At 43.6% G+C, this 25,662-nt stretch carries 19 protein-coding genes; 16 read left to right on the top strand and 3 right to left on the bottom strand.

Annotated elements, in window-relative coordinates:
* The 9 genes from NC99_RS19060 to NC99_RS19010 form a co-directional block, all read left to right on the top strand.
* Positions 1–1,074 (top strand): sodium:solute symporter family transporter (locus tag NC99_RS19060; RefSeq protein ID WP_053187684.1); only part of this gene is annotated, 1,074 nt, incomplete at its 5' end.
* A gap of 97 nt (positions 1,075–1,171) precedes the next feature.
* The gene (locus NC99_RS19055; protein ID WP_157625077.1) at positions 1,172–2,617 is read left to right on the top strand and encodes a right-handed parallel beta-helix repeat-containing protein; all 1,446 of its coding nucleotides are present in this window, start codon (positions 1,172–1,174) and stop codon (positions 2,615–2,617) included.
* A complete protein-coding gene (locus tag NC99_RS19050; protein ID WP_053187678.1) occupies positions 2,618–3,643 on the top strand; it encodes an endonuclease/exonuclease/phosphatase family protein in 1,026 nt (341 codons plus the stop codon).
* 722 nt (positions 3,644–4,365) lie between these two features.
* Positions 4,366–5,046 carry a hypothetical protein gene (locus NC99_RS19040; protein WP_053187671.1) on the top strand — a complete coding sequence of 227 codons (681 nt, stop codon included), beginning with the start codon at positions 4,366–4,368 and terminating at the stop codon, positions 5,044–5,046.
* A gap of 316 nt (positions 5,047–5,362) precedes the next feature.
* Positions 5,363–5,554 carry a helix-turn-helix domain-containing protein gene (locus tag NC99_RS19030; RefSeq protein ID WP_053187666.1) on the top strand — a complete coding sequence of 64 codons (192 nt, stop codon included), beginning with the start codon at positions 5,363–5,365 and terminating at the stop codon, positions 5,552–5,554.
* Positions 5,551–7,665: a type I restriction-modification system subunit M gene (locus NC99_RS19025; RefSeq protein ID WP_082326583.1), complete on the top strand. Its 2,115-nt coding sequence runs from the start codon at positions 5,551–5,553 to the stop codon at positions 7,663–7,665. Before NC99_RS19030 ends, NC99_RS19025 begins: the two co-directional genes overlap by 4 nt.
* Position 7,666: 1 nt before the next feature.
* Positions 7,667–8,773 (top strand): AAA family ATPase, encoded by a 1,107-nt coding sequence (locus NC99_RS19020; protein WP_053187663.1) that lies wholly within the window; start codon positions 7,667–7,669, stop codon positions 8,771–8,773.
* Positions 8,774–8,787: 14 nt separating this feature from the next.
* Positions 8,788–11,895, top strand: a complete 3,108-nt coding sequence (locus NC99_RS19015) for a type I restriction endonuclease subunit R (protein WP_053187660.1) — start codon at positions 8,788–8,790, stop codon at positions 11,893–11,895.
* A 325-nt stretch (positions 11,896–12,220) separates the two neighbouring features.
* Entirely contained in the window at positions 12,221–13,024 is an 804-nt protein-coding gene (locus tag NC99_RS19010) for an alpha/beta fold hydrolase (protein ID WP_053187657.1), read from the top strand.
* 123 nt (positions 13,025–13,147) lie between these two features.
* Here the strand turns inward: NC99_RS19010 and NC99_RS19005 are convergent, their stop codons facing one another.
* Positions 13,148–14,560, bottom strand: coding sequence for a CCA tRNA nucleotidyltransferase (locus NC99_RS19005; protein ID WP_053187654.1), 1,413 nt, complete (start codon positions 14,558–14,560; stop codon positions 13,148–13,150).
* A gap of 184 nt (positions 14,561–14,744) precedes the next feature.
* On the opposite strand from NC99_RS19005, the gene trxA reads away from it, so the two are divergent.
* Positions 14,745–15,113 (top strand): thioredoxin, encoded by a 369-nt coding sequence (gene trxA, locus NC99_RS19000; RefSeq protein ID WP_053187650.1) that lies wholly within the window; start codon positions 14,745–14,747, stop codon positions 15,111–15,113.
* Positions 15,114–15,138: 25 nt separating this feature from the next.
* Here the strand turns inward: trxA and NC99_RS18995 are convergent, their stop codons facing one another.
* Together NC99_RS18995 and NC99_RS18990 are read right to left on the bottom strand one after the other, a co-directional pair.
* Positions 15,139–16,431 (bottom strand): UDP-N-acetylmuramoyl-tripeptide--D-alanyl-D-alanine ligase, encoded by a 1,293-nt coding sequence (locus NC99_RS18995; protein ID WP_053187647.1) that lies wholly within the window; start codon positions 16,429–16,431, stop codon positions 15,139–15,141.
* A gap of 68 nt (positions 16,432–16,499) precedes the next feature.
* Positions 16,500–17,951, bottom strand: coding sequence for an SUMF1/EgtB/PvdO family nonheme iron enzyme (locus NC99_RS18990; protein ID WP_316930814.1), 1,452 nt, complete (start codon positions 17,949–17,951; stop codon positions 16,500–16,502).
* 224 nt (positions 17,952–18,175) lie between these two features.
* On the opposite strand from NC99_RS18990, the gene porU reads away from it, so the two are divergent.
* The 6 genes from porU to NC99_RS18960 all read left to right on the top strand — a co-directional run.
* Positions 18,176–21,880, top strand: coding sequence for a type IX secretion system sortase PorU (gene porU / locus NC99_RS18985; protein ID WP_053187644.1), 3,705 nt, complete (start codon positions 18,176–18,178; stop codon positions 21,878–21,880).
* A gap of 115 nt (positions 21,881–21,995) precedes the next feature.
* A complete protein-coding gene (porV, locus tag NC99_RS18980) occupies positions 21,996–23,159 on the top strand; it encodes a type IX secretion system outer membrane channel protein PorV (protein WP_053187641.1) in 1,164 nt (387 codons plus the stop codon).
* Positions 23,159–23,668, top strand: coding sequence for a 2-C-methyl-D-erythritol 2,4-cyclodiphosphate synthase (gene ispF, locus NC99_RS18975; RefSeq protein ID WP_316930813.1), 510 nt, complete (start codon positions 23,159–23,161; stop codon positions 23,666–23,668). The genes porV and ispF overlap by 1 nt, the downstream gene beginning before the upstream one ends.
* Positions 23,669–23,741: 73 nt before the next feature.
* Entirely contained in the window at positions 23,742–24,104 is a 363-nt protein-coding gene (locus NC99_RS18970; RefSeq protein ID WP_053187638.1) for a CoA-binding protein, read from the top strand.
* Between the two features lie 6 nt (positions 24,105–24,110).
* Complete coding sequence (locus NC99_RS18965; protein WP_053187635.1) at positions 24,111–24,443, top strand: thioredoxin family protein; 333 nt, start codon at positions 24,111–24,113, stop codon at positions 24,441–24,443.
* Positions 24,444–24,504: 61 nt separating this feature from the next.
* Positions 24,505–25,662: tetratricopeptide repeat protein (locus NC99_RS18960; protein ID WP_157625075.1), on the top strand; the 1,158-nt coding region annotated here is incomplete at its 3' end.

The following is a 25,662-nucleotide window of genomic DNA, read 5'->3' as shown; positions in this document are numbered from 1 at the left end:
CTGATTTCGAAATTGATTGGAGCCGCTTTTCGGTTGTACTTGGTGGCCGTTGTGTTGCAGTATGCGTTTTTTAGTGCCTTTGGCATTCCCTTTTGGGCCAATGTGTGTATCACCGTTTTTCTTATTTGGGTGTACACTTACCGGGCAGGCATTAAAACGATTGTTTGGACGGATACCTTGCAAACGACCTTCCTCGTGCTGGCGGTGCTGTTAACCGTTTATACCATCAGCAAACTGTATGTGACCGCCGATGCGTCCGGTGTTTTTCAACGGGTTTACAAGAGCGATTTGTCGCAAGTTTTTTTCTGGGATTGGCGATCGCCCCATTTCTTTTGGAAACAATTTATTGCGGGTATTTTCATGACCGTGGCGATTAACGGAATGGATCAGGACCTGATGCAGAAGAACCTGACCTGCAAGTCGAAGCGGGAGGCCCAAAAGAACATGCTGGTGTTTAGTGTGCTTTTTGTGTTTGTGGTGATCCTGTTTATGAGTTTGGGCGGCATGTTGTACCAGTACGCCCAACATGCCGGGATTGAGGTGGCGAACGCCGGCGATGAATTGTATCCGCTGTTGGCGCTCAACCATTTAGGCGGTGCGGTGGCCATTGCCTTTTTGCTTGGCATTACGGCTGCTTCGTTCTCCAGTGCCGATTCGGCGTTAACCTCCATGACCACTGCATTCTCCATCGATTTTCTTCGTTTGGATGATCTGAAGAATTCGACGAAGATGAAATATCGGAAATGGATCCATTTGGGCTTCGCGGCACTGTTGGCTGTCGTTATTGTTGTTTTTCATATGATTAACGATGAGAATGTGGTCATTGCGCTGTTTAAGGCCGCAGGTTATACCTACGGACCCATTTTGGGGCTCTTTGTTTTTGCCATTTTATTCCGAAGAAAAGTGCAAGACCGGCTGGTTCCATTCCTTGCTTTGGGAGCCCCCTTGCTTACATTTATTACTTCTGCGTTTTCGAAACAATTATTTAACGGTTATGAATTCGGTTTTGAGTTGCTGATTCTGAATGGCTTAATCATGTTGTTGGGGCTTTTTTTCATCTCGGAGAAGAAATGAGCTGCCGGATTGTTAAAAACGTTAAAATTTGTAAAAATCATTTTGTACTTTTGAAATACGATATCGATGCTTTGTGGCGTTAAACCTAAAACCATTTGTGAAAAAAGCAGTGCACATAATGATTGCCCTTCTTCTCGTCGTTTTGATTGTTTCATGCGAAGATGAGAAGTATGTTTCTTCCAACGAAGTGCAACTTAGCTTTTCGGCCGATACGGTGATGTTTGACACGATTTTTACCGCCTTTGGTTCAACCACGCAACACCTGAAAGTTTACAATCCTTACGATCAGAAATTGCTGATCTCGTCTGTTCGGCTGGCTAAAGGCGATGTTTCAAATTTTCGGCTGAATGTAAATGGCATAGCAGCCAATGAAGTTTTCGATTTGGAAATTCCGCCAAAAGACAGCATCTACATTTTTGTTGAAGTTACCGTAGACCCTACGGGGAATAACCTGCCCATGGTGGTTCAGGATTCGATTGAGTTTTCGACCAATGCGTCGTTTCAGGATGTGGACCTGGTAGCCTGGGGACAAGATTTTCACCTGATTAAAGATGCCCGGTTGAAAACAACAACCTGGACGGCTGACAAACCTTACCTGGTTTACAACTACGCCTATGTAGATAGCGGAGAAGTGCTTACGATTGATGCGGGAGCCAGGATTTACTTTCACAGCAAGGCCGGACTGTATGTTCGCGGCCGGATTAAGGCCATGGGAGAGTTTGGGCAGCCCATCGTTTTTCAGGGAGACCGGCTCGAAGATGTTTACAAAGATGTTCCGGACCAGTGGAATGGCTTGCTGTTGTTTTCGGGCAGCCACGACAATATTTTCAACTATACCGAAATTAAAAATGCCAACATTGGCTTGCAGGTGGGTAACATCGAAGACGAAGGTTATGCCTCGGTCGAATTATCCAACACCAAGATATACAACCATGCCTATGCCGGTATTTTCTCCCTGAAATCAAAAATAAAAGCTTATAACTGTTTGGTGGCGAACTGTGGATTTTATGCTGCGGCGCTTTTGGTTGGCGGCGACTACGATTTTTATCACACCACCATTGCCAATTACTGGGGTGGTTTTTCAAGCAGTTCAAGGTCAACGGCCTCACTGGTGCTTTCCAACCTGCTGATTATCGATCAGGCTTCGGGAGGAAGCGTAAGCTATGTGGGCGATATGGAGAACGCCAATTTTTCAAACAGCATCATTGCCGGAAATATCCGAACCAAGAATGAACTGGAACTGGGCATTTCCGACGAAGCCGTATTTAATTACAGCTTTACGAACTGTTTGATGCAACTATCCGATACTTTCGATATCTCTGATCCTGATTATTTCACCGGAATTATTCGGGGCGCAGATCCAAAATTTAAAGATCCATACGAGAAGATGAATTTTGAACTGGATACTTTAAGTCCTGCGAAAGATGCCGGCCTGAAAATGATTGGCCAGCAGTTTCCATTCGACCTGCTCAATAAAAGCCGAATGGGTGATGCCGGGCCTGATTTGGGCGCTTATGAGCGGATTGAAAAAGCGTCGAAATAAATGTTCCTTTCGAGAAAATTTTCCAGCTTTTTTCTGATTCTGGTTTTCACACAAAGCAGTCTTTTGGGGCAGTCCGAAAAACACCAGCCAATCCACATCCTTTTTTATAATGTCGAAAACCTGTTCGACACGCAAGATGATCCCGCAAGCCTGGATGAAGAGTTTTTGCCCGATGGCGACCGGCGATGGAACGATTTCCGGTTTTACCAGAAGTTGAAGCAACTGAGTAAGGTGATTTTAAGCAGCGCCGGTTTTGAGCCTCCTGAAATTATTGGCTTATGCGAAGTGGAGAACCGCTTTGTCCTCGAAAAATTGCTGGATGCCACTCCCTTAAAAGGCCAGGCATATGCGATTGTTCACAAAGATTCGCCCGATGAACGGGGCATTGATGTGGCCCTTTTGTACCGGACGGATCGGCTCGTTCCGCTGTCGTACCAGTATATTCCGGTTTTAAATGAACGGTCGGAAGTAGAATCGACGCGCGAAATTCTTCATGCGACCTTTTTGTTGCCCGGAGAAGATACGCTGCATGTATTTTTCAATCACTGGCCTTCGCGCTATGGCGGGCAAACGGAGTCGGAGCCGAAAAGAATGCAAGCGGCCCGCGCCCTGAAAAAAGCAATCAGTGAAGTTCGTGCGGATTATCCCAGCGCAAAGATTGTAATCATGGGCGATTTGAATGACCAGCCACAAAACCGAAGCCTGACCGAAGGCCTGGAGGCTGTTGCTGCCGACGATGCGAATGTGGATGGCGAGTTGGTTAACCTGTCGGCGGAGTGGCAGCAGGGAACCATTAAGTATCGACAAACGTGGACGGTCTTTGATCAAATCATTGTCTCAGACCACTTGCTGAAAGGCGAGGGGTGGCACACCCGCCCCGAGAATGCTGCACCGGTCAGCCTGCCTTTTTTATTGGAGCCCGATGCCAAATTCAAAGGGCAAAAGCTAAAGCGGACTTACGTGGGATTTAAATACCATGGCGGTTTTAGCGACCACCTGCCGGTTTTGCTGAAGCTGGAGCGTTGAGTCGATTATCATCCTGTGATTTTTGTACCGTTTTCGCTACTTCAGTCTCCATTTACCGATCGAAACCACTTCATTTACCGGCGAAAACAGGCTGCTTACCGCCAAAAATCAACCAATTGGCGATTTTTGAACTATCAGCTTTTCCATTATTTCAGGTTTTCATAAATTGTAAGAACAAAAATCAACGTTCTTTGAACATACCTGAACCCCTGCTCGTTAGTTCCAAATTTCAATTTCCAAAGAACAAATGACAAGCTGGAAATTCCAAATTTCAAATTCCAAATTCCAAACCTGAAAGGACAAATTCCAAAAGACAAATTCCAAAATCCAAAGAGGAAAAAGGAAATTCCAAAAGACAAATTTTAAATTCCAAGGAACAAAGGAGAAATTCCAAATTTCAAATTCCAAAATCCAAGGAACAAGTGGCAAATTCCAAATTCCTAATTTTAAATTCCAAACCTGAAAGGACAAATTCCGAAGATGAAAGGACAAATTCCGAAGATGAAATGTCAAATTCCGAAGATGAAGAAGCCAATTCCGAAGATGAAATTTCAAATTCCAAAGGGCAAATTCGCAATTCGGAAGCGGGTGTCTTAGGTCTCGACAGGCGAAGATGACAGGCGGGGAAGCATGTCGGGTTTTAGGGGTGCTGGTGTGTTTAGCGGACTTTTTTTGAGCGTGAAAACAGTTCATTCAATTATAAACCATTAAAATTAAAAACCATGATTAAGAGTTTTTGGAACAAGTTGATGATGTATAAGGCTGTGTTGGATTATTTGAAGTCGGTGAGTGATCGATGGTCGCAAGTGGCCGACCTGGTGGCCGATGTTGGAGCCATGGAAGCGCTGGTTGATGAGATTGACCAGACCAATCGGCATGCCAGTGGCGACATCAGGGGGAAGACCGATCAGAAAGATGTGGAACAGAAAAAAGTGATTGGCATGGCCAACCGGATTGCGTTTAGCCTGGCGGCCATGGCAGCGCGTACCGGAAACAATGACCTGCTGATGAAGACTGATTTTCCGGTTTCGCACCTTGAAAAACAACGCGACCTGGAACAAGCCAATACGGCCGACGAAATGGCCAGCCTGGCGCGCGAACACCTCGAAGCATTGGCCTCGGCCAACATTACGGAAGCCGATGTGGTGGCCCTGGAAGAGCAAACACAACGCTACCGGGCGTGTCTTCCGGCCAACCGCGTTTCGGTGGCCGAGCGGAAAGCTGCCAACAAAAAACTCAAAGGGTTGTTCGTTAAGGCCGATCAACTCTTGAAAAAACAGATCGACAAGCTGGCGGTGAGCCTTGAAAGCACGGATCCGGATTTTTATGAAGGGTACAAAAATGCCCGCATCATTGTTGATTACGGCACCCGCCACGAACAACCCGCAGGTCAAAGTGCCTAGCATTTGACCCACCCTGTCATGGCAAGCCGAGCCACCCTCCCTGAAAAATCAGGGAGGGCAGGGGAGGGTAAAAACCTAGGGAAAAGAAAGCTAACAACTATATTTGAAGTACAATTTGTACAACATGCTGAAAAAGCCGACCCGCAAATAGGCACATTTGGTTTTTGCCGACCCTCAAGCCAAACGCAAAAAACCAAAAGAGCCTATTTTTTTGCCCACGCTCGGACAGACCAACAAGGAAACGAACGAAATGTATATTGAAAAATGAGATAAACGGAAAATTTGGGCTATTTTAGCGACATAATTTTATGCGGACATGAACCGAATAAAGGAAGTACTTGAAGAGAAAGGAATTAAGCAAACTTGGCTGGCGGAAAAACTCGGAAAAAGTTACAACATGGTTAATGGATATGTTCAAAACAGACAACAGCCAAGACTTGAAGTACTCTTCGAGATTGCTGAAATACTAGGAGTTAAACCACAAGATTTAATAAAGGACAAAGAATGACGAGCATAGCACAAAGGCAAGAACTGCAAAATAAAATATGGAAAATTGCCAACGAAGTACGTGGCTCTGTAGATGGATGGGATTTTAAACAGTTTGTATTAGGGACTCTCTTCTACCGTTTTATCAGTGAGAATTTCACCAATTACATTGAAGGCGGAGATGAAAATGTAAACTATCCAAGCTTGTCGGATGATGTAATTACCCCAGAAATAAAAGATGATGCAGTTAAAACCAAAGGTTACTTCATCTACCCTAGCCAGCTTTTTGTCAATGTTGCCAAAACCGCCAATACCAATTCTAATCTCAACACGGACTTAAAAGCCATTTTTAACGCTATTGAAAGTTCGGCAAATGGCTATCCATCTGAACAAGACATAAAAGGATTGTTTGCTGATTTTAATACGACCAGTTCAAGACTTGGGAATACCGTAGAAAACAAAAACAGCCGTTTGGCAGCCGTAATTAAAGGTGTGGCTGAGCTGAACTTTGGAAACTTTCAAGACAATCAAATAGAACTTTTTGGGGATGCCTATGAATTTCTAATTGGTAAATATGCTTCCAATGCAGGGAAATCGGGTGGTGAATTCTTCACTCCTGTGCACGTTTCAAAACTCATTGCCCAATTAGCCATGCATGGACAGAAAACTGTAAACAAGATTTATGACCCAGCAGCAGGTTCTGGCTCTTTGCTTTTACAAGCCAAAAAGCACTTTGACAACCACATCATTGAGGAAGGATTCTTCGGGCAGGAAGTAAACCACACCACATACAACTTGGCTCGTATGAACATGTTCTTGCACAACATCAATTACGACAAGTTTCATATTGTATTAGGCGACACACTTCGAGAACCACATTTGCGTGATGAAAAACCATTTGATGCCATCGTATCAAATCCACCATACTCTGTAAAATGGATTGGAAGTGATGACCCAACTTTAATTAATGATGACCGGTTTGCTCCTGCTGGTGTGCTTGCTCCAAAATCGAAAGCAGATTTTGCATTTGTACTTCACTGCCTAAACTACCTTTCAAGCAAAGGTAGAGCAGCCATAGTTTGCTTTCCTGGTATTTTTTATAGAAGTGGGTCAGAACAAAAAATTAGAAAGTATTTGGTCGACAATAACTTCGTGGAAACGGTTATTTCGTTAGCTCCAAATTTATTTTACGGAACGACTATTTCAGTTAATATCCTAGTGCTTTCAAAGCATAAGACTGACACATTTATTCAATTTATTGACGCTAGCAGTGAGGATTTCTATAACAGAGAGACCAATAATAATGTGCTATCAGATATGCACATTGATAGAATCTTAGAGTTATTTAACCAAAAAGAAGATGTTGAATTTTATTCTAAACTAATCAACAACACAAAAATTGCTGAAAAAGAATATAATCTCACAGTAAGTACATATGTTGCTGCACAAGATAAACGAGAGCGTGTAAACATTGATGATTTAAACTCAGAACTGAACGAAACCGTTGGCAAGATCGAGACTTTAAGAAAAGACATTACCTCAATTATTAAGGAGTTTGGAAGTGGCAAGCTTGATAAAGAAAACACTACTGTATTATTTAAACCATTAGGAGAAGTTGCAGAAATAAAAACGGGACAATCTGTAAGCAAACAAAAAATTTCGGCTAACCCTGGTATCTATCCAGTTATAAATAGTGGACGAGATCCACTAGGTTATATTAATGAGTGGAATACTGATAATGATCCCATTGGTATAACAACGAGAGGTGCTGGTGTAGGATCGATAACATGGCAAGAGGGGAAATATTTTAGAGGGAATTTAAATTATTCCGTTACGATCAAGGACGAACTTGAGATGGAGATTCGATTCCTCTATCATTTATTGCTAGAGATGCAAGAGGATATTCATGCACTATGCACATTTGATGGAATACCAGCATTGAACGCTGGGAATTTAAGAAATCTAGTCATACCAATTCCTCCTATATCCTTGCAACGTGAGATAGTTAAGATGCTTGACTACTTTTCTGAGCTTTCGGCTGAGCTTTCGGCTGAGCTTTCGGCCCGAAGAAAACAGTATGATTACTATCGGGACAAATTGCTAACATTTCCTAAAGATAATTTAGAAGAGTAATATGGGACAGTCTTTAACAGAAATAGCAACAACGCTGAGAGATGCAGATAAAAAAATGCAGTTAATCTATGCCTTTAATGGTTCAGGAAAAACACGACTATCTCGTGAATTCAAAGAATTGATAGCACCGAAAGATCCCGATAACGAAGAGGAATCAGGCGTTAAAATGCTTTATTATAATGCGTTTACGGAAGATTTATTCTATTGGGATAACGATTTGGACAACGATACCGATAGGAAGTTAAAAATACAACTCAACAGCTACACAAACTGGATACTTGTAGAACAAGGACAAGAACCCAACATATCATCCCATTTTCAACGCTACACCAACGATAAATTAACACCAAAATTCGATGAAGCTTTTTCTGAAATACGTTTCTCATTTGAAACTGGTGATGAATCAAGTTCTGAATTTGTAAAGATTTCTAAGGGAGAGGAAAGCTGTTTTATCTGGAGTGTTTTTTACAGCTTAATGGAGCAAACCATTAGTGTGTTAAATGTGGCAGAAGAAGCCGACCGAGAGACAGCACAGTTTAATGACTTGCAATATGTGTTCATTGATGACCCTGTGAGTTCATTAGATGATACGCACCTTATTGAACTAGCGGTAGATATTGCTTCGTTAATTAAGTCGAGTACTTCTGAATTGAAATTCATAATTACCACGCACAATCCATTATTCTATAATGTGCTTTTCAATGAATTTAATCGAATGAAGAAGAAAAGGAATTGGCGTTTAGAGAAATTAATTGACGGCACGTTCTCACTTATCGAGCAAACAAAAGACTCTCCATTCTCTTATCATCTGTTTCTTTTGGCTGAACTTGAAAAAGTGGTAGAATCAGGTGACATTCAAAAATATCACTTCAATTTTCTACGGAATTTGTTTGAAAAGACTTCCACTTTTTTAGGCTTCAACAACTGGGAAGAACTGTTACCGCAAGAATCTCGGCAAGCATATTATAACCGAATTATCAACCTGTCTAGCCATTCTAAGCACAATGGTGAAGAAGTTTCAATAATAGAGGATAATGATAAAAGGGTTTTGGGTTTTTTAGTGGGAGAAGTAAAGAGAATGTACGGTTTCAAATCCGCAATTAATTAGTATAAGAAAGGAATATGCCAACATACAAAACCATAGCGGAATCAAATAATTTTATTGTACTCGACAAATACACGAAGTACTCAGAGGTTCATGAAGCTCCTGTAAGCTACCAAACAGAATCCGCACTTGAGCGAGAGTTTATCCAAGACTTAACCAATCAAGGATATGAAAATCCTAAAAACCTAAATACCCTTGAAGCCATGTTGGCTAATGTACGAGTGCAATTGGAAGCGCTAAATGATATGGCGTTTAAGGATGGAGAGTGGGCAAGATTTGTAGAGGAGTATTTGGATAAACCAGGAGATAGCATTGTAGACAAAACAAGAAAAATACACGATAACTACATTCATGATTTTGTCTTTGATGACGGGCATATTCAGAACATCTATTTATTGGACAAAAAAAACATCGTTCGCAACAAAGTTCAAGTAATATCTCAATTCCAACAGAAGGGAACGCATTCCAACCGCTATGATGTAACCATTTTAGTGAATGGTTTACCGCTAGTACAAGTAGAAATAAAAAAACGTGGCGTTGCTATCCGTGAGGCTTTTAATCAAGTACACCGCTACAGCAAAGAAAGCTTCAATAGTGAAAACTCACTTTTTAAATACTTACAGGTATTTGTCATTTCCAATGGAACTGACAGCCGTTATTTTGCCAACACGGTAAAACGAGATAAAAACAGCTTTGACTTTACCATGAATTGGGCAAAGGCTGATAATACTCTGATAAAAGATTTAAAGGATTTTACGCTTACATTTTTTGAAAAGCGTACCCTACTTAATATCCTTCTCAACTATTCCGTCTTTGACGTAAGTGATACACTGCTCATCATGAGACCGTATCAAATTGCAGCTACCGAAAGAATCCTATGGAAAATAAAAAGTTCGTATCAAGCCAAAAAATGTTCAACCAATGAGAGTGGTGGATTTATCTGGCATACCACAGGTTCGGGTAAAACCCTTACCAGTTTTAAAGCCGCAAGACTAGCAACCGAGCTTGATTTTATTGATAAAGTATTCTTTGTGGTTGATAGAAAGGATTTGGACTTTCAAACCATGAAAGAGTATCAGCGGTTCTCGCCAGATAGTGTGAATGGTTCGGATAGCACAGCAGGTTTAAAGCGAAATATTGAAAAGGACGACAATAAAATCATTGTAACGACAATTCAAAAACTAAATAACCTCATGAAAAGTGAGGGTGATTTAGCTATTTACCAAAAGCAAGTCGTTTTCATCTTTGATGAAGCGCACCGTTCACAATTTGGAGAGGCTCAAAAGAATCTTAAAAAAAAGTTCAAAAAGTATTTTCAATTTGGATTTACAGGAACACCCATTTTTCCTCAAAATGCCTTAGGTGCAGAAACCACAGCCAGTGTTTTTGGACGTGAATTACACTCCTATGTAATTACAGATGCTATTAGAGATGAAAAAGTACTCAAATTCAAGGTGGACTATAATGATGTTCGTCCGCAGTTTAAAGGAATTGAAACAGAAATTGACGAAAAAAAACTAAGCGCGGCAGAAAACAAAAAAGCCTTACTCCACCCTGTTCGCATCAAGGAAATATCACAATACATCCTAGATAATTACAGACAAAAAACACATAGAACCAAAGGTGGCAATACAGGATTCAATGCCATGTTTGCCGTGAGTAGTGTTGATGCCGCTAAATGCTATTATGAGGAGCTAAATAGTCTGCAAAAAGACAGTGAAAAGCCGTTGAAAATCGCAACAATATTTTCTTTTGCTGCAAACGAAGAACAAAACGCCATTGGAGAAATTGTTGACGAGACTTTTGAGCCTTCAGCAATGGATCAAAGTGCAAAAGAGTTTTTGACCAAAGCCATCAACGATTACAACGCTATGTTCAAAACCAGTTATGGCGTTGAAAGTAAGGAATTCCAAAACTACTATCGCGACCTCGCGAAACGAGTAAAAAGCAAGGATATTGACCTAATCATTGTAGTTGGAATGTTTTTGACAGGTTTTGATGCTCCAACACTCAATACATTGTTCGTTGACAAGAATCTTCGCTATCATGGTTTGATGCAAGCGTTCTCACGAACCAACCGTATTTATGATGCTACAAAGACTTTTGGAAACATCATCACCTTTAGAGATTTAGAGAAAGCCGCGGTTGATGCCATTACACTTTACGGAGATAGTAGCACAAAAAATGTCGTACTAGAGAAAAGCTATAAAGAGTATTTGGAAGGTTTCACAGACATAGCAACTGGAGAAGCCCGAAGAGGCTACATTGAGGTCGTAAATGAACTCAACGAAAAGTTTCCTAACACTGACGAGATAGCAACTGAAAAGGATAAAAAGGACTTTGCAAAGTTGTTTGGTGAGTATTTAAGAGTAGAGAATATACTCCAGAATTATGATGAGTTTACCAATCTAAAAGCGTTGCAATCAATAGATTTGAATGACTCAAAATCTGTTGAAGAATTCAAGGAAACGCACTTTGTTACTGATGAAGACATTGCCGCCATGCGAAAGATTGAATTGCTGGCTGAACGGACTATTCAAGATTATCGCTCCACTTACAATGATATTCGTGATTGGTTGAGAAGAGAGAAAAGCGGAAAAGAAGCAGAGGAATCAACCATTGATTGGGATGATGTTGTCTTTGAAATCGACCTGCTTAAATCACAAGAAATAAATCTTGATTATATCCTTGAACTAATTTTTGAGCATAACAAAAAGACCAAAGACAAAGCCTCATTAATAGTAGAAATCCGAAGGGTTATTCGTTCGAGTATAGGAAACAGAGCTAAAGAAAGTTTAGTAGTTGATTTTATTAATGAAACCGAACTTGATTCCATACAAGACAAAGCAAGTATAATTGACTCCTTCTTTACTTATGCACAAGGGAAACAAAAGGCCGAAGCTACAGAATTAATTACTGAAGAAAATCTGAATGAAGAAGCAGCAAAGCGATACATTTCGACTTCTTTAAGACGAGAGTACGCAAGCGAAAACGGAACTGAATTGAATGCTCTATTGCCGAAAATGAGTCCATTAAACCCTCAGTATTTGACAAAGAAACAGAGCGTTTTTCAAAAGATAGCTTCGTTCGTTGAGAAATTTAAAGGAGTGGGAGGACAAATATGAATACCCCACACCAAAGCCACACACATTGCCAAGCCGCTCATGCCTGCCACACCCGCCAAAGCTTGTGTCTTTCCCTACGCACAGAGACAAAAAGCCGCTAGAGATTAAAAGCAAAATGTCTGAAATGAATAAATCCTGCTCTTCGGAAGAGCTTAAAAGCTTACCCGGAAAGAGCCATGCGGGATGAATGGGTCCAATGAGTCTTTTCGGTTTAGCGTTTTTACCTCCCTGGGTGTCGCATTTAGTCACTAAGATTGTCGCATTTACACTTCCAAGCCGTCGAGATTATTGCCGAGATTTGTCTCCGAATCCAAACGGTAATATCATGGAAACGAAAGCGAAATATGTAACATCGAAAGATGGCACCCGGATTGCGTACGATGTAAGCGGCTCAGGTCCAGCTTTAATTTATATCACAGGGGCCAGTTGCTTTCGCAAATTCCCCCCGGTCTTGAAAGCTGCCAAAGTTTTTTCGAAGCATTTTACAGTGTATAATTACGACCGTCGCGGCCGTGGCGATAGTTCGGACACAGCGCCATACACGGTGTCGAAGGAGGTTGACGACCTGGAAGCTTTAATCGATGCTTGTGGCGGCAAAGCGCTTTTGTATGGTCATTCGTCAGGAGCTATCCTGGCCCTTGAAGCTGCGTTGCGGCTGGAGGATAAAGTGGATCGGGTAATTGTTTACGATCCGCCTTATGTCCATACGGAAAGTTACAAGGCAGATTACGAGGCATTGGGCAAGGAGGTGATGGCGCAACTGTCGCAGAAAAATAATAAACGGGCCATGAAGACCTTTTTAAGCGGTATCGGGATGCCGAAGTTCTTTGTGTGGTTCTTGCCCTTGTTCCCCGGTTGGAAAGAAATGCACACGCTGGCACCAACACTGGCCTACGATATTGAACTGACAAAGGACTTTCCTCCGCTAAACCGATTCAAGGAAATCAAAAATCCGACATTCATCCTGGTTGGGAGCAAAAGCCCTGAAAGTATCCGTGTTGTGGGCGAACAAATAGCAAAAGCCATCCCGGGCGCGGCTTTTGAAAAGGTGGCCGGACAAGACCATATGGTCAATGAAAAAGTGCTCTTGTCAACGTTTACGCGCTTTTTTGGAACATCAAAAGCATGATATTCCGAAAAGTGTGGCATCGGTAAATTTCAGGATGAAAAGAACTTGGATAATAGCCCGGGCCGTTAATCAGTTATCGCAAAAGTGGGCTTGAAAGTCTGTTCGATGTTGGAGTGCGTTGAATTATTCTTCTGCCGGCTTTAGCCCCATCTTTTCCGCTACTTTCAGCATGAATGCGAAGGCTTCGTCGTGGTCGTTGTGAATTTCACCTTCCAAAATGGCTTCCTTGATGGCGTTTTTAATGTCGCCCACTTCGCGCGAGGGCGGAAGGTTGAAGACTTCCATGATTTCCTCGCCTGAAACGGGGGGCTGAAAATTGCGAATGTGGTCGCGTTCTTCCAGGTCTTTTAGTTTTTGCCGAACCAGTTGGAAATTTTTCAGGTAGCGTTTGACTTTCGCTTCATTTTTCGAGGTAATGTCCGCTTCACAAAGCGTCATCAAATCGTCAATATCATCGCCAGCTTCAAACAGCAAGCGCCGGATGGCCGAATCGGTCACTTCTTCTTCCGAAAGCACAATCGGGCGCATGTGCAAAGAAACCATCTTCTGGATGTACTTCATCTTTTCGTTCATGGGCAGCTTCATCCTCCGGAAAATACCGGGAATCATTTTGGTGCCAACAAAATTGTGGGCATGGAAGGTCCAGCCGATGCCTGGTACAAACTTTTTGGTCCGGGGTTTGGCAATGTCGTGCAGCAGGGCCGACCAGCGCAACCACAAATTATCCGTGTTGGGCACAATGCGGTCCAAAACTTCCAGTGTGTGGTAAAAGTTATCCTTGTGCCCAATGCCGTTGACTTCCTCCCGGCCTTTCATCTGGTCGAGTTCCGGGAAGATCAGCTTGAGCAAACCTGTTTTTTCCAGCAGTTTAAACCCTTTGGAAGGTTTGTCGGCCAAAATGATCTTATTCAGTTCTTCGATAATCCGTTCGTTCGAAACAATCCGGATTCGGTCTTTATTGGCTGCAATTGATTTTAGGGTTTCTTCTTCAATGGTGAAGTTGAGCTGGGTTGAAAAACGAATGGCCCGCATCATGCGCAGCGGATCATCCGAAAAGGTAATGCCCGGTTCGAGCGGGGTGCGGATGATCTTGTTTTTTAAATCATCAATGCCACCAAAAGGATCGATCAACTCGCCAAACTGGTCGTGGTTGAGGCAAATGGCCAGGGCATTGATGGTAAAATCACGTCGTTTTTGGTCATCCTCCAGCGTGCCGTCTTCCACAGTGGGTTTTCTGGAGTCGTGCTGGTACGATTCTTTTCGGGCGCCCACAAATTCAACTTCCAGGTTTTGGTATTTCAGCATGGCCGTACCAAAGTTTTTAAAAATACTCACCGGGGTTTTCGGGCCAATTTGACGCGCAACTCTTTTGGCTAGTTCAATTCCACTGCCCAAAGTCACCACGTCAATATCAGGTGAGTTGCGCTTCAAAAGCAAATCTCTGACAAAACCGCCGATCACAAAGCAGGGTTGCTGCAGTTGGTCCGCTTCTTTCGAAATAATAGAAAATATAGGGTGTTTCAGGTGTTTCTTCATGAATCAATAATGGGTTTTAAACTTGATTACAAGCGCCAAGTGTGACAAATTGTTTAAAACTGTGCCAAAATTACAATTATTTCTCTACCTTATGGGGAATTCCGGGAGATAAAAACAAACGGAACAATTCTTGATATCGAAATATCTAAAAGTGTATATATTTGTATAATAAAAACAGATCATCATGTTAGAACATTTAACCAAAGAGACATTTAAAGAGAAAGTTTTCAATTTTGAGCAAAATAAAGATTGGAAATATGAAGGAGACACACCCTGCTTAATTGATTTTTATGCCGATTGGTGTGGCCCATGCAAAATGGTAGCTCCTGTTTTGGAAGAACTTCAAAAGGAATACGGAGAAGCCATCAAAATTTATAAGGTGGATACGGAAGATCAGCGCGAACTGTCGGCTATGTTCGGCATTCAGAGCATTCCGTCCTTGTTGTTTGTTCCTAAAGACAACCAGCCACAAATGGCCCAGGGCGCTTTACCCAAAGCAACTTTGGAACAAGCGATTTCGGAAGTATTAAAAGTTGAAAAACCAGTTCATTAATTTTCCATTTGATCGGAGGGTACAATTAGATTTGGTCGAGGACTCGTTCGAGTTTGATCCCGCGTGATCCCTTGATCAGGATTAATTTATTCTCCAATGGTTTTTGTTGACGTAGGTAGTCAGAAAGAAGTTCGGCATTGTCGAACTTCTTTGTTTTTGTGCCTGTTTGTACTGCTGAAAATTCTTTGCCAACGAGCAGGATGGTCTCAAAATCTTGTTGGTTTAAATAATCTGCAATCTTTTGGTGTTCCTCACTTGAATCTGGGCCCAGTTCAAGCATATCGCCCAAAATCACCATCTTATTGGGCTGGTTGATGGATTCAAGGTTTTTTAATGCCGCCAGCATACTGGTTGGGTTGGCATTGTAGGCATCCAAGATGATTTTGTTGCTTCCTTTTGTGATGAGTTGCGAGCGGTTGTTGGTTGGCATGTATTGCTCGATGGCTTTTTGGATCTTCAGGGGATCGACCTCGAAATGCAAGCCGATGCGGGCGGCAGCCAACAGGTTTTCAAAATTGTAGGCGCCAATCAGTTTCGATTTCAGATAGAGCCATCCTTTTGGGAAAAGTGCTTTGACGGTTAAATAATAGGCCGATGCCTGCAACTCGCCACGAAGCTGTGCCTGTGCTGAACTCCCGTAAGTCAGTTGCTCCAATCCCTCGGCCTGCTTCATTAAAAGCTCATTGTCAATATTGATAAAGCAAGCCCCCTTTTTCTTCCGCAGGTGATTGTACAATTCGGATTTGGTTCGGATCACGCCTTCAAATGAACCAAAACCTTCGAGGTGTGCTTTCCCAATGTTGGTGATGATTCCAAGGTCGGGATCAGCAATTTGACAAAGCTCAGCAATTTCGCCTGGATGGTTGGCGCCCATTTCAACAACAGCGATCTCGGTATTGGCGTTCATCTTCAACAAAGTCAGCGGCACACCAATGTGGTTGTTCAGGTTGCCCTGCGTGGACGTTACCTGGTATTTTTGTTGAAGCACGGCAACGATCAGTTCTTTGGTGGTGGTTTTTCCATTCGACCCGGTAATGCCCAACACCGGAATGCCTAGCTGTTTGCGGTGGAAGGCGGCCAGTTGCTGCAAGGCTTGGAGCACATTTTCAACAACGATGAATTTTTCGTTGTCAGGCAGGGTCGGATCATCCACCACCGACCAGGCTGCTCCTTTACCAAGTGCATCTGCGGCATATTGGTTGCCGTCGAAGTTGGGACCTTTCAGGGCAAAGAAAAGGCTGTCCGGTTGAATGTTCCGGCTGTCGGTTGACACGCTTGGGTGCTCCGAAAAACGTTGATACAGTTGCTCTGTCGTCATCTAGTTAGAAAAATAAAGCCTCATCCGGCAGCTGCCAGATGAGGTTTATAATGGGGAAATATTATTTTTTAGAATCCTTGCGGACTTCCTACTCTGGTCATCGCGCAGCGGAAACCAATGTCGTTGGTCGCCTGGTCTTGTTCCAGGTATCTTCTGGTGCCGGGAATTAACCAATAGGCCCGGTCTTTCCACGACCCACCTTTGTACACGCGCACATTGTCCGAAATCAGTGAGGCAAATTGACCCGCGTCTTCCGATTTCAAATACATGTCTTCGGTGGATAGCTGGTCTTGCATCGCCTGCCAGTCTGGTCCTTCAATGATCTGAGACCGGTAGTCGCCATCTTCAAAATTACGGTAGTCGGCAATGGTGTCCTGTACCAATTCGCCATATTCGTTTCGTATGAGATTACCATCAGCATCGCGGCGGTATTGTGTGAAGACATTGCCCCGGAAGGGCTGAAATTCTTCTACGTCTTGTTGGTTCAACGGGCGATAAACGTCGGCAACCCATTCGTTTACATTTCCTGCCATGCAGTAGAGGCCGTAATCATTCGGATTGTATGAATTGACTGGCGCCGTGATGTCGGCATTGTCATTTAATGAGCCAGCCATACCCATCATGTCACCGCGGCCACGAACAAAGTTGGCCATCAGGTCGCCCCGGTTCTTTTTTGAATCGTCTCGCAAATAGCTGCCATTCCAAGGGTACAGTTTGCGCTCGGTCAGCAATTCACCGTCGGCATTTCCGATCAGGCCGTAAGCGGCATATTCCCATTCGGCTTCGGTTGGAAGGCGGTAGCTTGGCAGCAGCACACCATCTTCCCACTTTAACTCACGTGCGTTGCCGGCTGCATCTTGCATAGGATCTTCTCCCTCTGTTCCCTGATAAAGTCCGGCCAGGTAACTGTCGGTTGTGTACACGTTTTGTCCGCCTTGCGTGTTGTCGTGCTGTAAGATGCCTCGGTCGACCAGAATCTTTTCATTGACCCGGTCGGTTCTCCATTTGCAGTAAGCGTCGGCTTGCAGCCAGCTGACTCCAACGACCGGATAGTCGCTGTATGCCGGGTGCCGGAAATAATTTTGTATGTAGGGATCATTGTAGCCCAGTTCTTTGCGCCAAACCAAGGTGTCGGGCAGAGCCATTTGCACTTTTTCGGGGTTTTCGGGGTAAACCCGACCCAGCCAGAATATGAATTCGCGGTAATCGAGGTTTGATACCTCGGTTTCATCCATGTAGAAGGAAGCGACCGTTACCCGGCGAGGCATATTGTTCCAGTCGTACATCACATCTTGCTCCACACGTCCCATCGTAAAAGTTCCACCCTCAATAAACGTGAGTCCGGGGCCTGTCACTTGATTGTAGTCACCATCGGCTTGAAAACCCCCGTTGTCTGGATTGTTGTATTCCCATCCGGTTGTACTTGATGTTTTCTTAGCTTTTCCACCTTTCCCCAACAACCCGCAGCCTGCCACTAAGACAGCCAAACCTAAAAATACTAAGGCCTTAAATTTCATCATCTGTATAATCAGTTTGATTTTATTATGCACAAATATAACTAAATTGTTCTATTCTTATTGTTTGGGCAATACAAGTTTTTAATAAGAAACTGTTGAATGCGCTTTGTATTTTTACGATTTTTAAATTCGACAAGCCAAAATTTGAGATCGGGCGCGTTTGGCCTTTGTTTACAATAATGTACATTTGTCCCAAGTCTAAATTTTAACCGGGAAGTTTAACGTTGATGAAAAAGCTCCTTTTTATTTGGTTATCAATCTTTTTGTCCGTGTCTGTCTGCGGGCAGGATTTACATCGGGACATCAGCTGGAACCGAGATGTTACGGGCTTGCTGGCTACGTTCTCCGATGCACTCGTCAATGAAGAAGGTGTATCGGTTTATCACGAAATTGTGGAGCTGGAGGGTTCAAATAAGCGCATTGAAATTATTAATCCGGTTTTTGAACCGGTGAAAACAAGTCTGAATAAAGCTTATCCGTCAATTCAAGAGCAGTTATCGATCACCACCAAATATATTCGGTCGAAGGGGAAATACCAGGCGATCGTTGAATTTGTTCCGTTGATTCGCGAAGGTCAAAACATTAAAAAGCTGGTTTCTTTCGATATCCGAATCACTTCAACAGCAGTGAAATCTTCCTCAGTTCAAACGAATGACTGGAAATCATCTTCCGTTTTGTCGGGCGGCAAGTGGGGCAAAATCAGAACGTCAAAGGCAGGCGTTCATAAAATTACCTATTCGCAGTTGCAAGCTTGGGGCTTTTCCAATCCGGCATCAGTTTGTTTGCACGGCAATGGTGGTTTTATGCTGCCCAAAATGAATGATGCTTTTTACTTTGATGATTTGGAGCAGAATGCCATTCTTCATGCAAAAGATGGCCAAGGTAACGATTGCATTTTCTTCTATTCAACCGGGACAGTAAGCTGGAAACCGAATGATGAAACGGGTTCGTTTTTTCATGAGTTGAACGATTATTCAGATTACGCTTATTATTTTCTGTCAGACCAGGGGAGTGCGAAAAACCTGGAAGCCTCGCCCCAAGCAACAGGCGAAATTTCCCACCAAACCACAACCTTCGATGAGCGAATTTTCCACGAACTGGAGCTTGAGAATTTAATCCATTCGGGACGCCGTTGGTTTGGCGAAAAGTTTTCGAGCGGGCAAAGCCGGTCTGTCGCGCTGCCGATGATTAATGCCGCGAGCGGAGCATCCGCCCAACTTTGGGTTGAGGCCGCAGGCCGGTCTGGCAGCCCTTCAAAACTCGATGTGACACTCAATGGCTCTGCAGTGGATGCCATCAACTTTTCCGCAGTTAATACCGGCGATGCCATTGCATTGTATGCTGACTTGGAAAGCCAGTCGTACGAAATAGCCAGCCCGGGGAACTCGGTTTCGGTGGCATTCAGGTATGGCGCGTCAAACAGCAACTCGTATGCCTGGCTCGACTTTATCAGCATGAATTACAGGCGGAGGCTGGCAGTGGACGGTGAGCTGTTGTTTCGGGATTTGGCATCTGTAGGATCAGGAAATATCACCGAGTTTCAACTGACGACTTCCGGAACCGATTTGCAAATTTGGGATGTCACGGATTTTACTTCGCCTAAAGCAATAGCATTTTCAACAGAAAACGACCGGGTTAGGTTTAAAGTCGCAACCGACGAATTGCGGGAGTTTGCTGCCTTTCGAACCAGTGCGGCTTTACCCGAGCCTGAATGGGTCGGCGATGTCAGCAACCAAAACCTGCACCAGCTTTCGGGCATGGATCTGGTGATTGTGGCCCATCCCGATTTTTTAAACGAAGCGAATAGCCTGGCGCAGTTTCATGAGCAGACCGATCAGCTGGCTGTTTATGTGGTGACGCCAGCCAAAATTTACAATGAGTTTTCCGGCGGTGTCCCCGACGTTGCCGGAATTCGGAACTTCCTGAAGATGTTGTACGATCAGCCCAATTCTTCCTTGAAATACGTACTGTTGTTTGGCGATGGCAGCTACGACAACAAAAACATCAGCGGGCAGGCGACCAACTTCATTCTAACCTATCAATCGCCCAATTCGTTGTTGCCGACCTCGTCGTTTGTGACCGACGATTTTTTTGTTTTACTCGATGATGGCGAGGGCGAATATTCCGGCTTGATTGATTTGGGTATTGGCCGTATTCCTGCCAACACGCCTGCTGAAGCAAAAGTAGCTGTCGATAAAATTAAGAATTATGCCAGTGCAAACTCGTTGGGCGAATGGCGAAATGTGATTGCCTTTATTGGCGACGATGAGGATGCCAATACCCACATGAGCCAGGCCGAAGAGTTGGCAACGATTGTCAATGAAACAAATCCGGCGTTTTATACCGATAAAATTTACTTCGATGCCTACGAAGAAAAATCCACCACGAGTGGTGAACGGTATCCTGATGTGACCGCGGCAATCAATAACCGGGTAAAAGAAGGAGTCCTGATCCTGAATTATACCGGACATGCGAACGAAACGGCATTGGCTCATGAAAAAGTGTTGGGTACCAATGAAATTGATAGCTGGTCGAATTACGATAAACTTCCCATTTTTGTCACGGCAACCTGTGAAATCAGTCGCTTTGACGCGGATGCAAAATCGGGCGGCGAACACATCTTGTTTAACCCAAATGGCGGAGGAATCGGGCTTTTTAGTACCACCCGTGTGGTCTATTCAAACCCAAATTTCATTCTGAATAAAGAATTTTATCAGCATGTGTTTAGTCAGGATGCCAACGATAACAAACTGCGGATGGGCGATGTATTGAAGCGTTCAAAAAACGGCATTAGCACGGGTATAAATAAACGAAATTTCACCTTGCTGGCTGACCCGGCGCTGAGTTTGGCTTTCCCAAAATACACGGTGGAAACGGAGACCGTTAACGGCAAATCCGTTTCGGAACTGACAGACACAATCGGTGCTTTGTCCGTTGTGACCATTGCGGGGAGAATAGCGGATCATGCGGGCAATCGGTTGGAGAATTTCGACGGTGAGCTAGTGGCAGTGGTATATGATAAAAAATACGATGTGCAGACGCTGGGCAATGGCGGCCAGGCGCCTTTCGGTTTCGAAATGCAGGATCACATCATTCACAAAGGCGTGACAACGGTTACGGACGGGCAGTTCGAGTTCTCGTTTATTGTGCCGAAAGATATTTCGTACGCGGTTGACCAGGGGAAAATCAGCTACTATGCCAACAATGGTCTGACCGACGCACATGGTGTTTTTGAAAACTTTAAGATTGGCGGTCCCTCCAACGGTTCAATCAACGATACTGAAGGGCCCCGGGTTGATCTTTACCTGAATGACCGCGACTTCCGTCCGGGTGATGCGGTTGGGAAAAATGCCGTGTTAATCGCTGATCTGGAAGATGAAAATGGAATCAATACCATTGGGGTGGGCATTGGGCACGATATTACAGCTGTGCTCGATGGCGACTACGCCAATATTATGATTCTGAATGACTATTATCTGAGTGAAAAGGACAGTTATAAGAAGGGACAAGTGATTTTTCCGCTTAACAATTTGAGCGTTGGCGAACATACTTTAACGTTGAAGGTGTGGGACGTACTTAATAATTCAACCGAAGTTGAAATTCATTTTGTGGTGGATGCAAATCTTGAAATCGTCGATGTCGAAGCTTTTCCCAATCCCGCCAGTGATTTCACGAACATCGTTTTTACCCATAACCGGCCGGGTGTTTCGTTCGACACGCAACTGGAAATATATAATTTCTCCGGAACTTTGGTCGATGTTTTGAACCAACGACTGGGCTCGAACGGAACCAAAAGTTTACCTTTGGTTTGGAAAATCAACGAAAGCCAGATGCTAATTCGCGATGGGGCTTATTTGTATCGCGTAACAATTACGGCCGATGACGGTTATTCAGCCAATAAAACCGGAAAAATAATTATTTCACGCTATTAGTAGCTTTGAAAACATACTTTTTCAGTCCTTTGTGCGTTTTCTATTTTGCGTTGCAGCTTGGGAACTCTGTAACAATAGGTCTATATTTGCATTTTAATTTCTTGAAACAGGTATAATGAAAAGACGATTCGCAGTTCTTGTAGTTTTAATGGCACTTGGTTTTACCTCGAACCAGGCATTTGCACAAGCTACTTCATCAACCACGGGAGCTAACACCATTTTAACAGGGGTGCCTTTTTTAACCATTGCACCCGATTCGCGCGCTGGTGCCATGGGTGATGCTGGTGTTGCTTCTTCGCCCGACATGAACTCACAGCACTGGAACCCGGCCAAGTATGCTTTTATTGAAAGCGAAATGGGGATTGGGCTCTCTTATACTCCATGGTTGCGCAACCTGGTTGACGATATCAATCTCGCCTACCTGGTTGGTTACAAACGATTGGACGATCTCCAAACGGTGAGTGCTTCGCTCCGTTATTTTTCTTTGGGTGATATTTCGTTTATGAGTGAATTTGGGACTTTTGAAGGTCAGCAAAGTCCAAACGAATTTGCTTTTGACCTTGGCTATACCCGCCTGTTGTCCGAAGCTTTTTCGGGTTCGGTGGCTATGCGGTATATCCGTTCCGATTTGACTGGAGGACAGCTGGTTAATGGCGTTCCGTCAACGGCCGGCCAGTCATTTGCTGCCGATGTTGCTTTTTATTATCAGAATGAGATGCGGATTAACCGGAAAGAATCGACCTTCTCAGCCGGAATCAATATTCAGAATATTGGAGCCAAAATCTCCTACACCGATGGCGAAACCAAGGATTTTATTCCCACCAACCTGAAGTTGGGTGTCGGTTACGAATCGGAGATGGATCAGTATAACACCATCGGTTTTTATTTCGATATCAATAAGTTATTGGTTCCCACGCCGAATTCAGATAGCGTTGATATTGTTGGTGGCGGATTTAGTGATGATAAGTCGGTGATTGCCGGTATGTTTAGCTCCTTTGGCGATGCTCCCGGAGGAATGAAGGAAGAATTGCAGGAGATCACCATGTCCTTTGGTGCGGAATACTGGTACAATGAGCAATTTGCGCTGCGTGCCGGCTATTTTTATGAGCACGAGAATAAGGGGAATCGGAAATTCATTACTGCAGGCGCCGGATTAAAATTGAATGTGTTTGCCTTGGATTTTTCCTATCTGATCCCAACCCAGCGAAATCATCCTTTGGAAAATACCCTGCGTTTTTCACTTTCCTTTGATTTTGAATCGTTTAACAATCAACGGTAATGATGCCATTTCGAATTGGTTACGGATACGATGTACACCGTTTAGCAACGGGCGAAAGCCTTTGGCTGGGCGGTGTTCTCATTCAGCACGATAAAGGAACAGTAGCCCATTCCGATGGCGATGTGCTTATTCATGCGCTGTGCGATGCCATGTTGGGAGCCCTGAAACTTCGGGATATTGGCTTTCATTTTCCAGATCATTCGGCTGATTTTAAGAATATCGACAGTAAAATACTTTTGTCGAAAGTGAAAGAGCTGATTGAAGCCAAAGGATACACGCTTGGTAATGCCGATATAACCATCGCCGCTCAAAAGCCAAAGCTGAAGGACCACATCCCGTTTATGGAAGAAAAGTTGGCCGAAGTGCTTCAATCCGATGCCGATGCCATTTCAATTAAGGCGACCACTACCGAAGAATTGGGTTTTGAAGGTCGTGAAGAAGGCATATCGGCACATGCCGTTGTTTTATTAATGAAACGAACATGTTGCTCCACACACAAACACGAATGAAAATAATCTTCAGCAACATGTGAGTTCCATCAGACCATTAAAAAACAAATTATTTACTGATGAAAAAAGAATCATGAGCAAGAAAACATTGGTCATTGGGGCCAGCGAAAAACCGGAACGCTATTCAAATAAGGCAATTAAAGCTTTGCGTAATCATGGCCATTCGGTGGTTGCCATCGCTCCCCGTGCCGGTCAGGTGGACGACGTTATCTTTGATACGGAGAAAAAAGACTATGGCGGAATTGATACGGTTACTTTATATGTTGGACCGCAAAATCAAGTCGATTTTTACGATTACGTGGAATCGATAAAACCCCGTCGGGTCATTTTTAATCCGGGAACAGAAAATAAAGCTTTTGCAGACCGGTTAAAAGCCAGTGGCATTGAAGCCGAAGAAGCTTGCACGCTGGTTTTGCTAAGTATTGGCGCATATTAAATAGGTATGTTTACCATCATTCACACTTTGGACCAATACCATGAAGTGGTGGGCACGGAGCCCGCCTTGCTGATCTATTTCTCCACCGACGAATGTTCTGTTTGTAAGGTTTTGAAACCCAAAGTTGGTGAGATGTTGACCGAAAATTTCCCCAAGATCAAGCTGTTCTACGTTAACCTGAATCAGTCACCCGAACTTGCTGCTCAAAACCGGATTTTTGCTGTTCCTACGCTTCAGGTTCTTTTCGATGGACGGGAGTACATTCGTAAAAGTAGAAATTTTGGACTGGATGAACTAAAAAATGAGATTGAACGGCCGTATCAATTGATGTTCTCGTAAATTGGTTTGGCAAACAAATAAATAAGTTTACTTTTATACTTGTCAATTTAAAGTCTTTACCTTGAGAAGATTAGTAACAGGTATTTTATTACTCATCTTTTTGGCCATGCTGTCAGTTCATGGGCAAAACAAAACTTCTGAAATAGATAGTTTACTCGCCCTCTTACCAAACTTGGAAGGTGATGATTTGGTTGATGCTTATTTGAACCTGTCGGAAGATTACCTGTACGTGACCCCGGTGAAGACCATTGAGTATGCCGAACGCGCGATGGCACTGCTGGCCGAAACCGGGAGGACAAATCAGATTTGTCATGCCAATTTGCTCATTGGCACTGGTTTGATTTCGAGGGGCGAGTTTGTTCAAGGTGAAAAATATGTTTCGAAAGGACTCGCACAAGCCCGCGAATTGAACGATGCCAGGTTCATTAGCATTGGATTGAGCGCACTTTCGGCCTACGAAATGAATACCGGCGATTACGAAAAGGCCTTGCAACTGCTCGAAGAAACCCGCCGCGAAGCAAGTAAAGCAGGCTTGCCGGATTGGGAGGCACGGGCAAAATTCAATATTGGATCAATTTTGACCAACCAAGGTGACCGGGCCGGTGGACTCCGATACATGACCGATGCGCTGCACTATTTTGAATCAACAGGAAACGACATCATTGCTTCACGAATCATGAACAACATCGCTGTGAATTATCACGCGTGGAAAGATTATGATTTGGCACTGGAATATTATCGGAAAACATTGCAAACCTACGAGCTGAACGGCGACATCTTGGGGAAAGTGGTTGTGCTGAACAATATTGGCGAAATCTACAAGGATAAAGCGCAATATGACATGGCGTTGAAGTACTATAATCAGATTTTTGACTTAGCTGAAAATCAAGAGGTTAGCAATTTTTATTTGGCCATCGGTTGGGTGGGCCTCGCTGAAACGTACATGAAAACCGGGAATACTCAACTTGCTCGTCAGTACGCAGGCCAATCGCTCGACGTGTTTGAACAAACAAACATGCTGGAAGGTAAAATCAATGCCAACCTGATTTTGGCCGAAATCAATAAGGATGAAGGGAATCTGCTGATTGCCAATCAGCTTGTTGATGCGTGCCTGGATCAATCCGTGGCCACCGGATTAAAGGAGCTGACCCAAAAAGCTTACCTGTTGAAGTCTGAAATTTTGGAGAAAAGAAACAGATACTACGAGTCGCTGGTGAAT

Source organism: Sunxiuqinia dokdonensis, from assembly GCF_001270965.1.
Taxonomy (GTDB): Bacteria; Bacteroidota; Bacteroidia; order Bacteroidales; family Prolixibacteraceae; genus Sunxiuqinia; species Sunxiuqinia dokdonensis.
Note: the sequence above shows the minus strand (reverse complement) of the source record. Positions and strands in the feature narration are given on the sequence as shown.

Excerpts from the sequence above, each read along its gene's own strand:
- NC99_RS19040 (WP_053187671.1), top strand. The coding sequence starts at position 4,366 with ATGATTAAGAGTTTTTGGAACAAGTTGATGATGTATAAGGCTGTGTTG.
- trxA (WP_053187650.1), top strand. The coding sequence starts at position 14,745 with ATGTTAGAACATTTAACCAAAGAGACATTTAAAGAGAAAGTTTTCAAT.
- NC99_RS19020 (WP_053187663.1), top strand. The coding sequence starts at position 7,667 with ATGGGACAGTCTTTAACAGAAATAGCAACAACGCTGAGAGATGCAGAT.
- porU (WP_053187644.1), top strand. The coding sequence starts at position 18,176 with ATGAAAAAGCTCCTTTTTATTTGGTTATCAATCTTTTTGTCCGTGTCT.
- NC99_RS19050 (WP_053187678.1), top strand. The coding sequence starts at position 2,618 with ATGTTCCTTTCGAGAAAATTTTCCAGCTTTTTTCTGATTCTGGTTTTC.
- NC99_RS19030 (WP_053187666.1), top strand. The coding sequence starts at position 5,363 with ATGAACCGAATAAAGGAAGTACTTGAAGAGAAAGGAATTAAGCAAACT.
- NC99_RS18965 (WP_053187635.1), top strand. The coding sequence starts at position 24,111 with ATGTTTACCATCATTCACACTTTGGACCAATACCATGAAGTGGTGGGC.
- NC99_RS18995 (WP_053187647.1), bottom strand. The coding sequence starts at position 16,431 with ATGACGACAGAGCAACTGTATCAACGTTTTTCGGAGCACCCAAGCGTG.
- NC99_RS19010 (WP_053187657.1), top strand. The coding sequence starts at position 12,221 with ATGGAAACGAAAGCGAAATATGTAACATCGAAAGATGGCACCCGGATT.
- NC99_RS19025 (WP_082326583.1), top strand. The coding sequence starts at position 5,551 with ATGACGAGCATAGCACAAAGGCAAGAACTGCAAAATAAAATATGGAAA.
- porV (WP_053187641.1), top strand. The coding sequence starts at position 21,996 with ATGAAAAGACGATTCGCAGTTCTTGTAGTTTTAATGGCACTTGGTTTT.
- NC99_RS19005 (WP_053187654.1), bottom strand. The coding sequence starts at position 14,560 with ATGAAGAAACACCTGAAACACCCTATATTTTCTATTATTTCGAAAGAA.
- NC99_RS18970 (WP_053187638.1), top strand. The coding sequence starts at position 23,742 with ATGAGCAAGAAAACATTGGTCATTGGGGCCAGCGAAAAACCGGAACGC.
- ispF (WP_316930813.1), top strand. The coding sequence starts at position 23,159 with ATGATGCCATTTCGAATTGGTTACGGATACGATGTACACCGTTTAGCA.
- NC99_RS19015 (WP_053187660.1), top strand. The coding sequence starts at position 8,788 with ATGCCAACATACAAAACCATAGCGGAATCAAATAATTTTATTGTACTC.
- NC99_RS18990 (WP_316930814.1), bottom strand. The coding sequence starts at position 17,951 with ATGATGAAATTTAAGGCCTTAGTATTTTTAGGTTTGGCTGTCTTAGTG.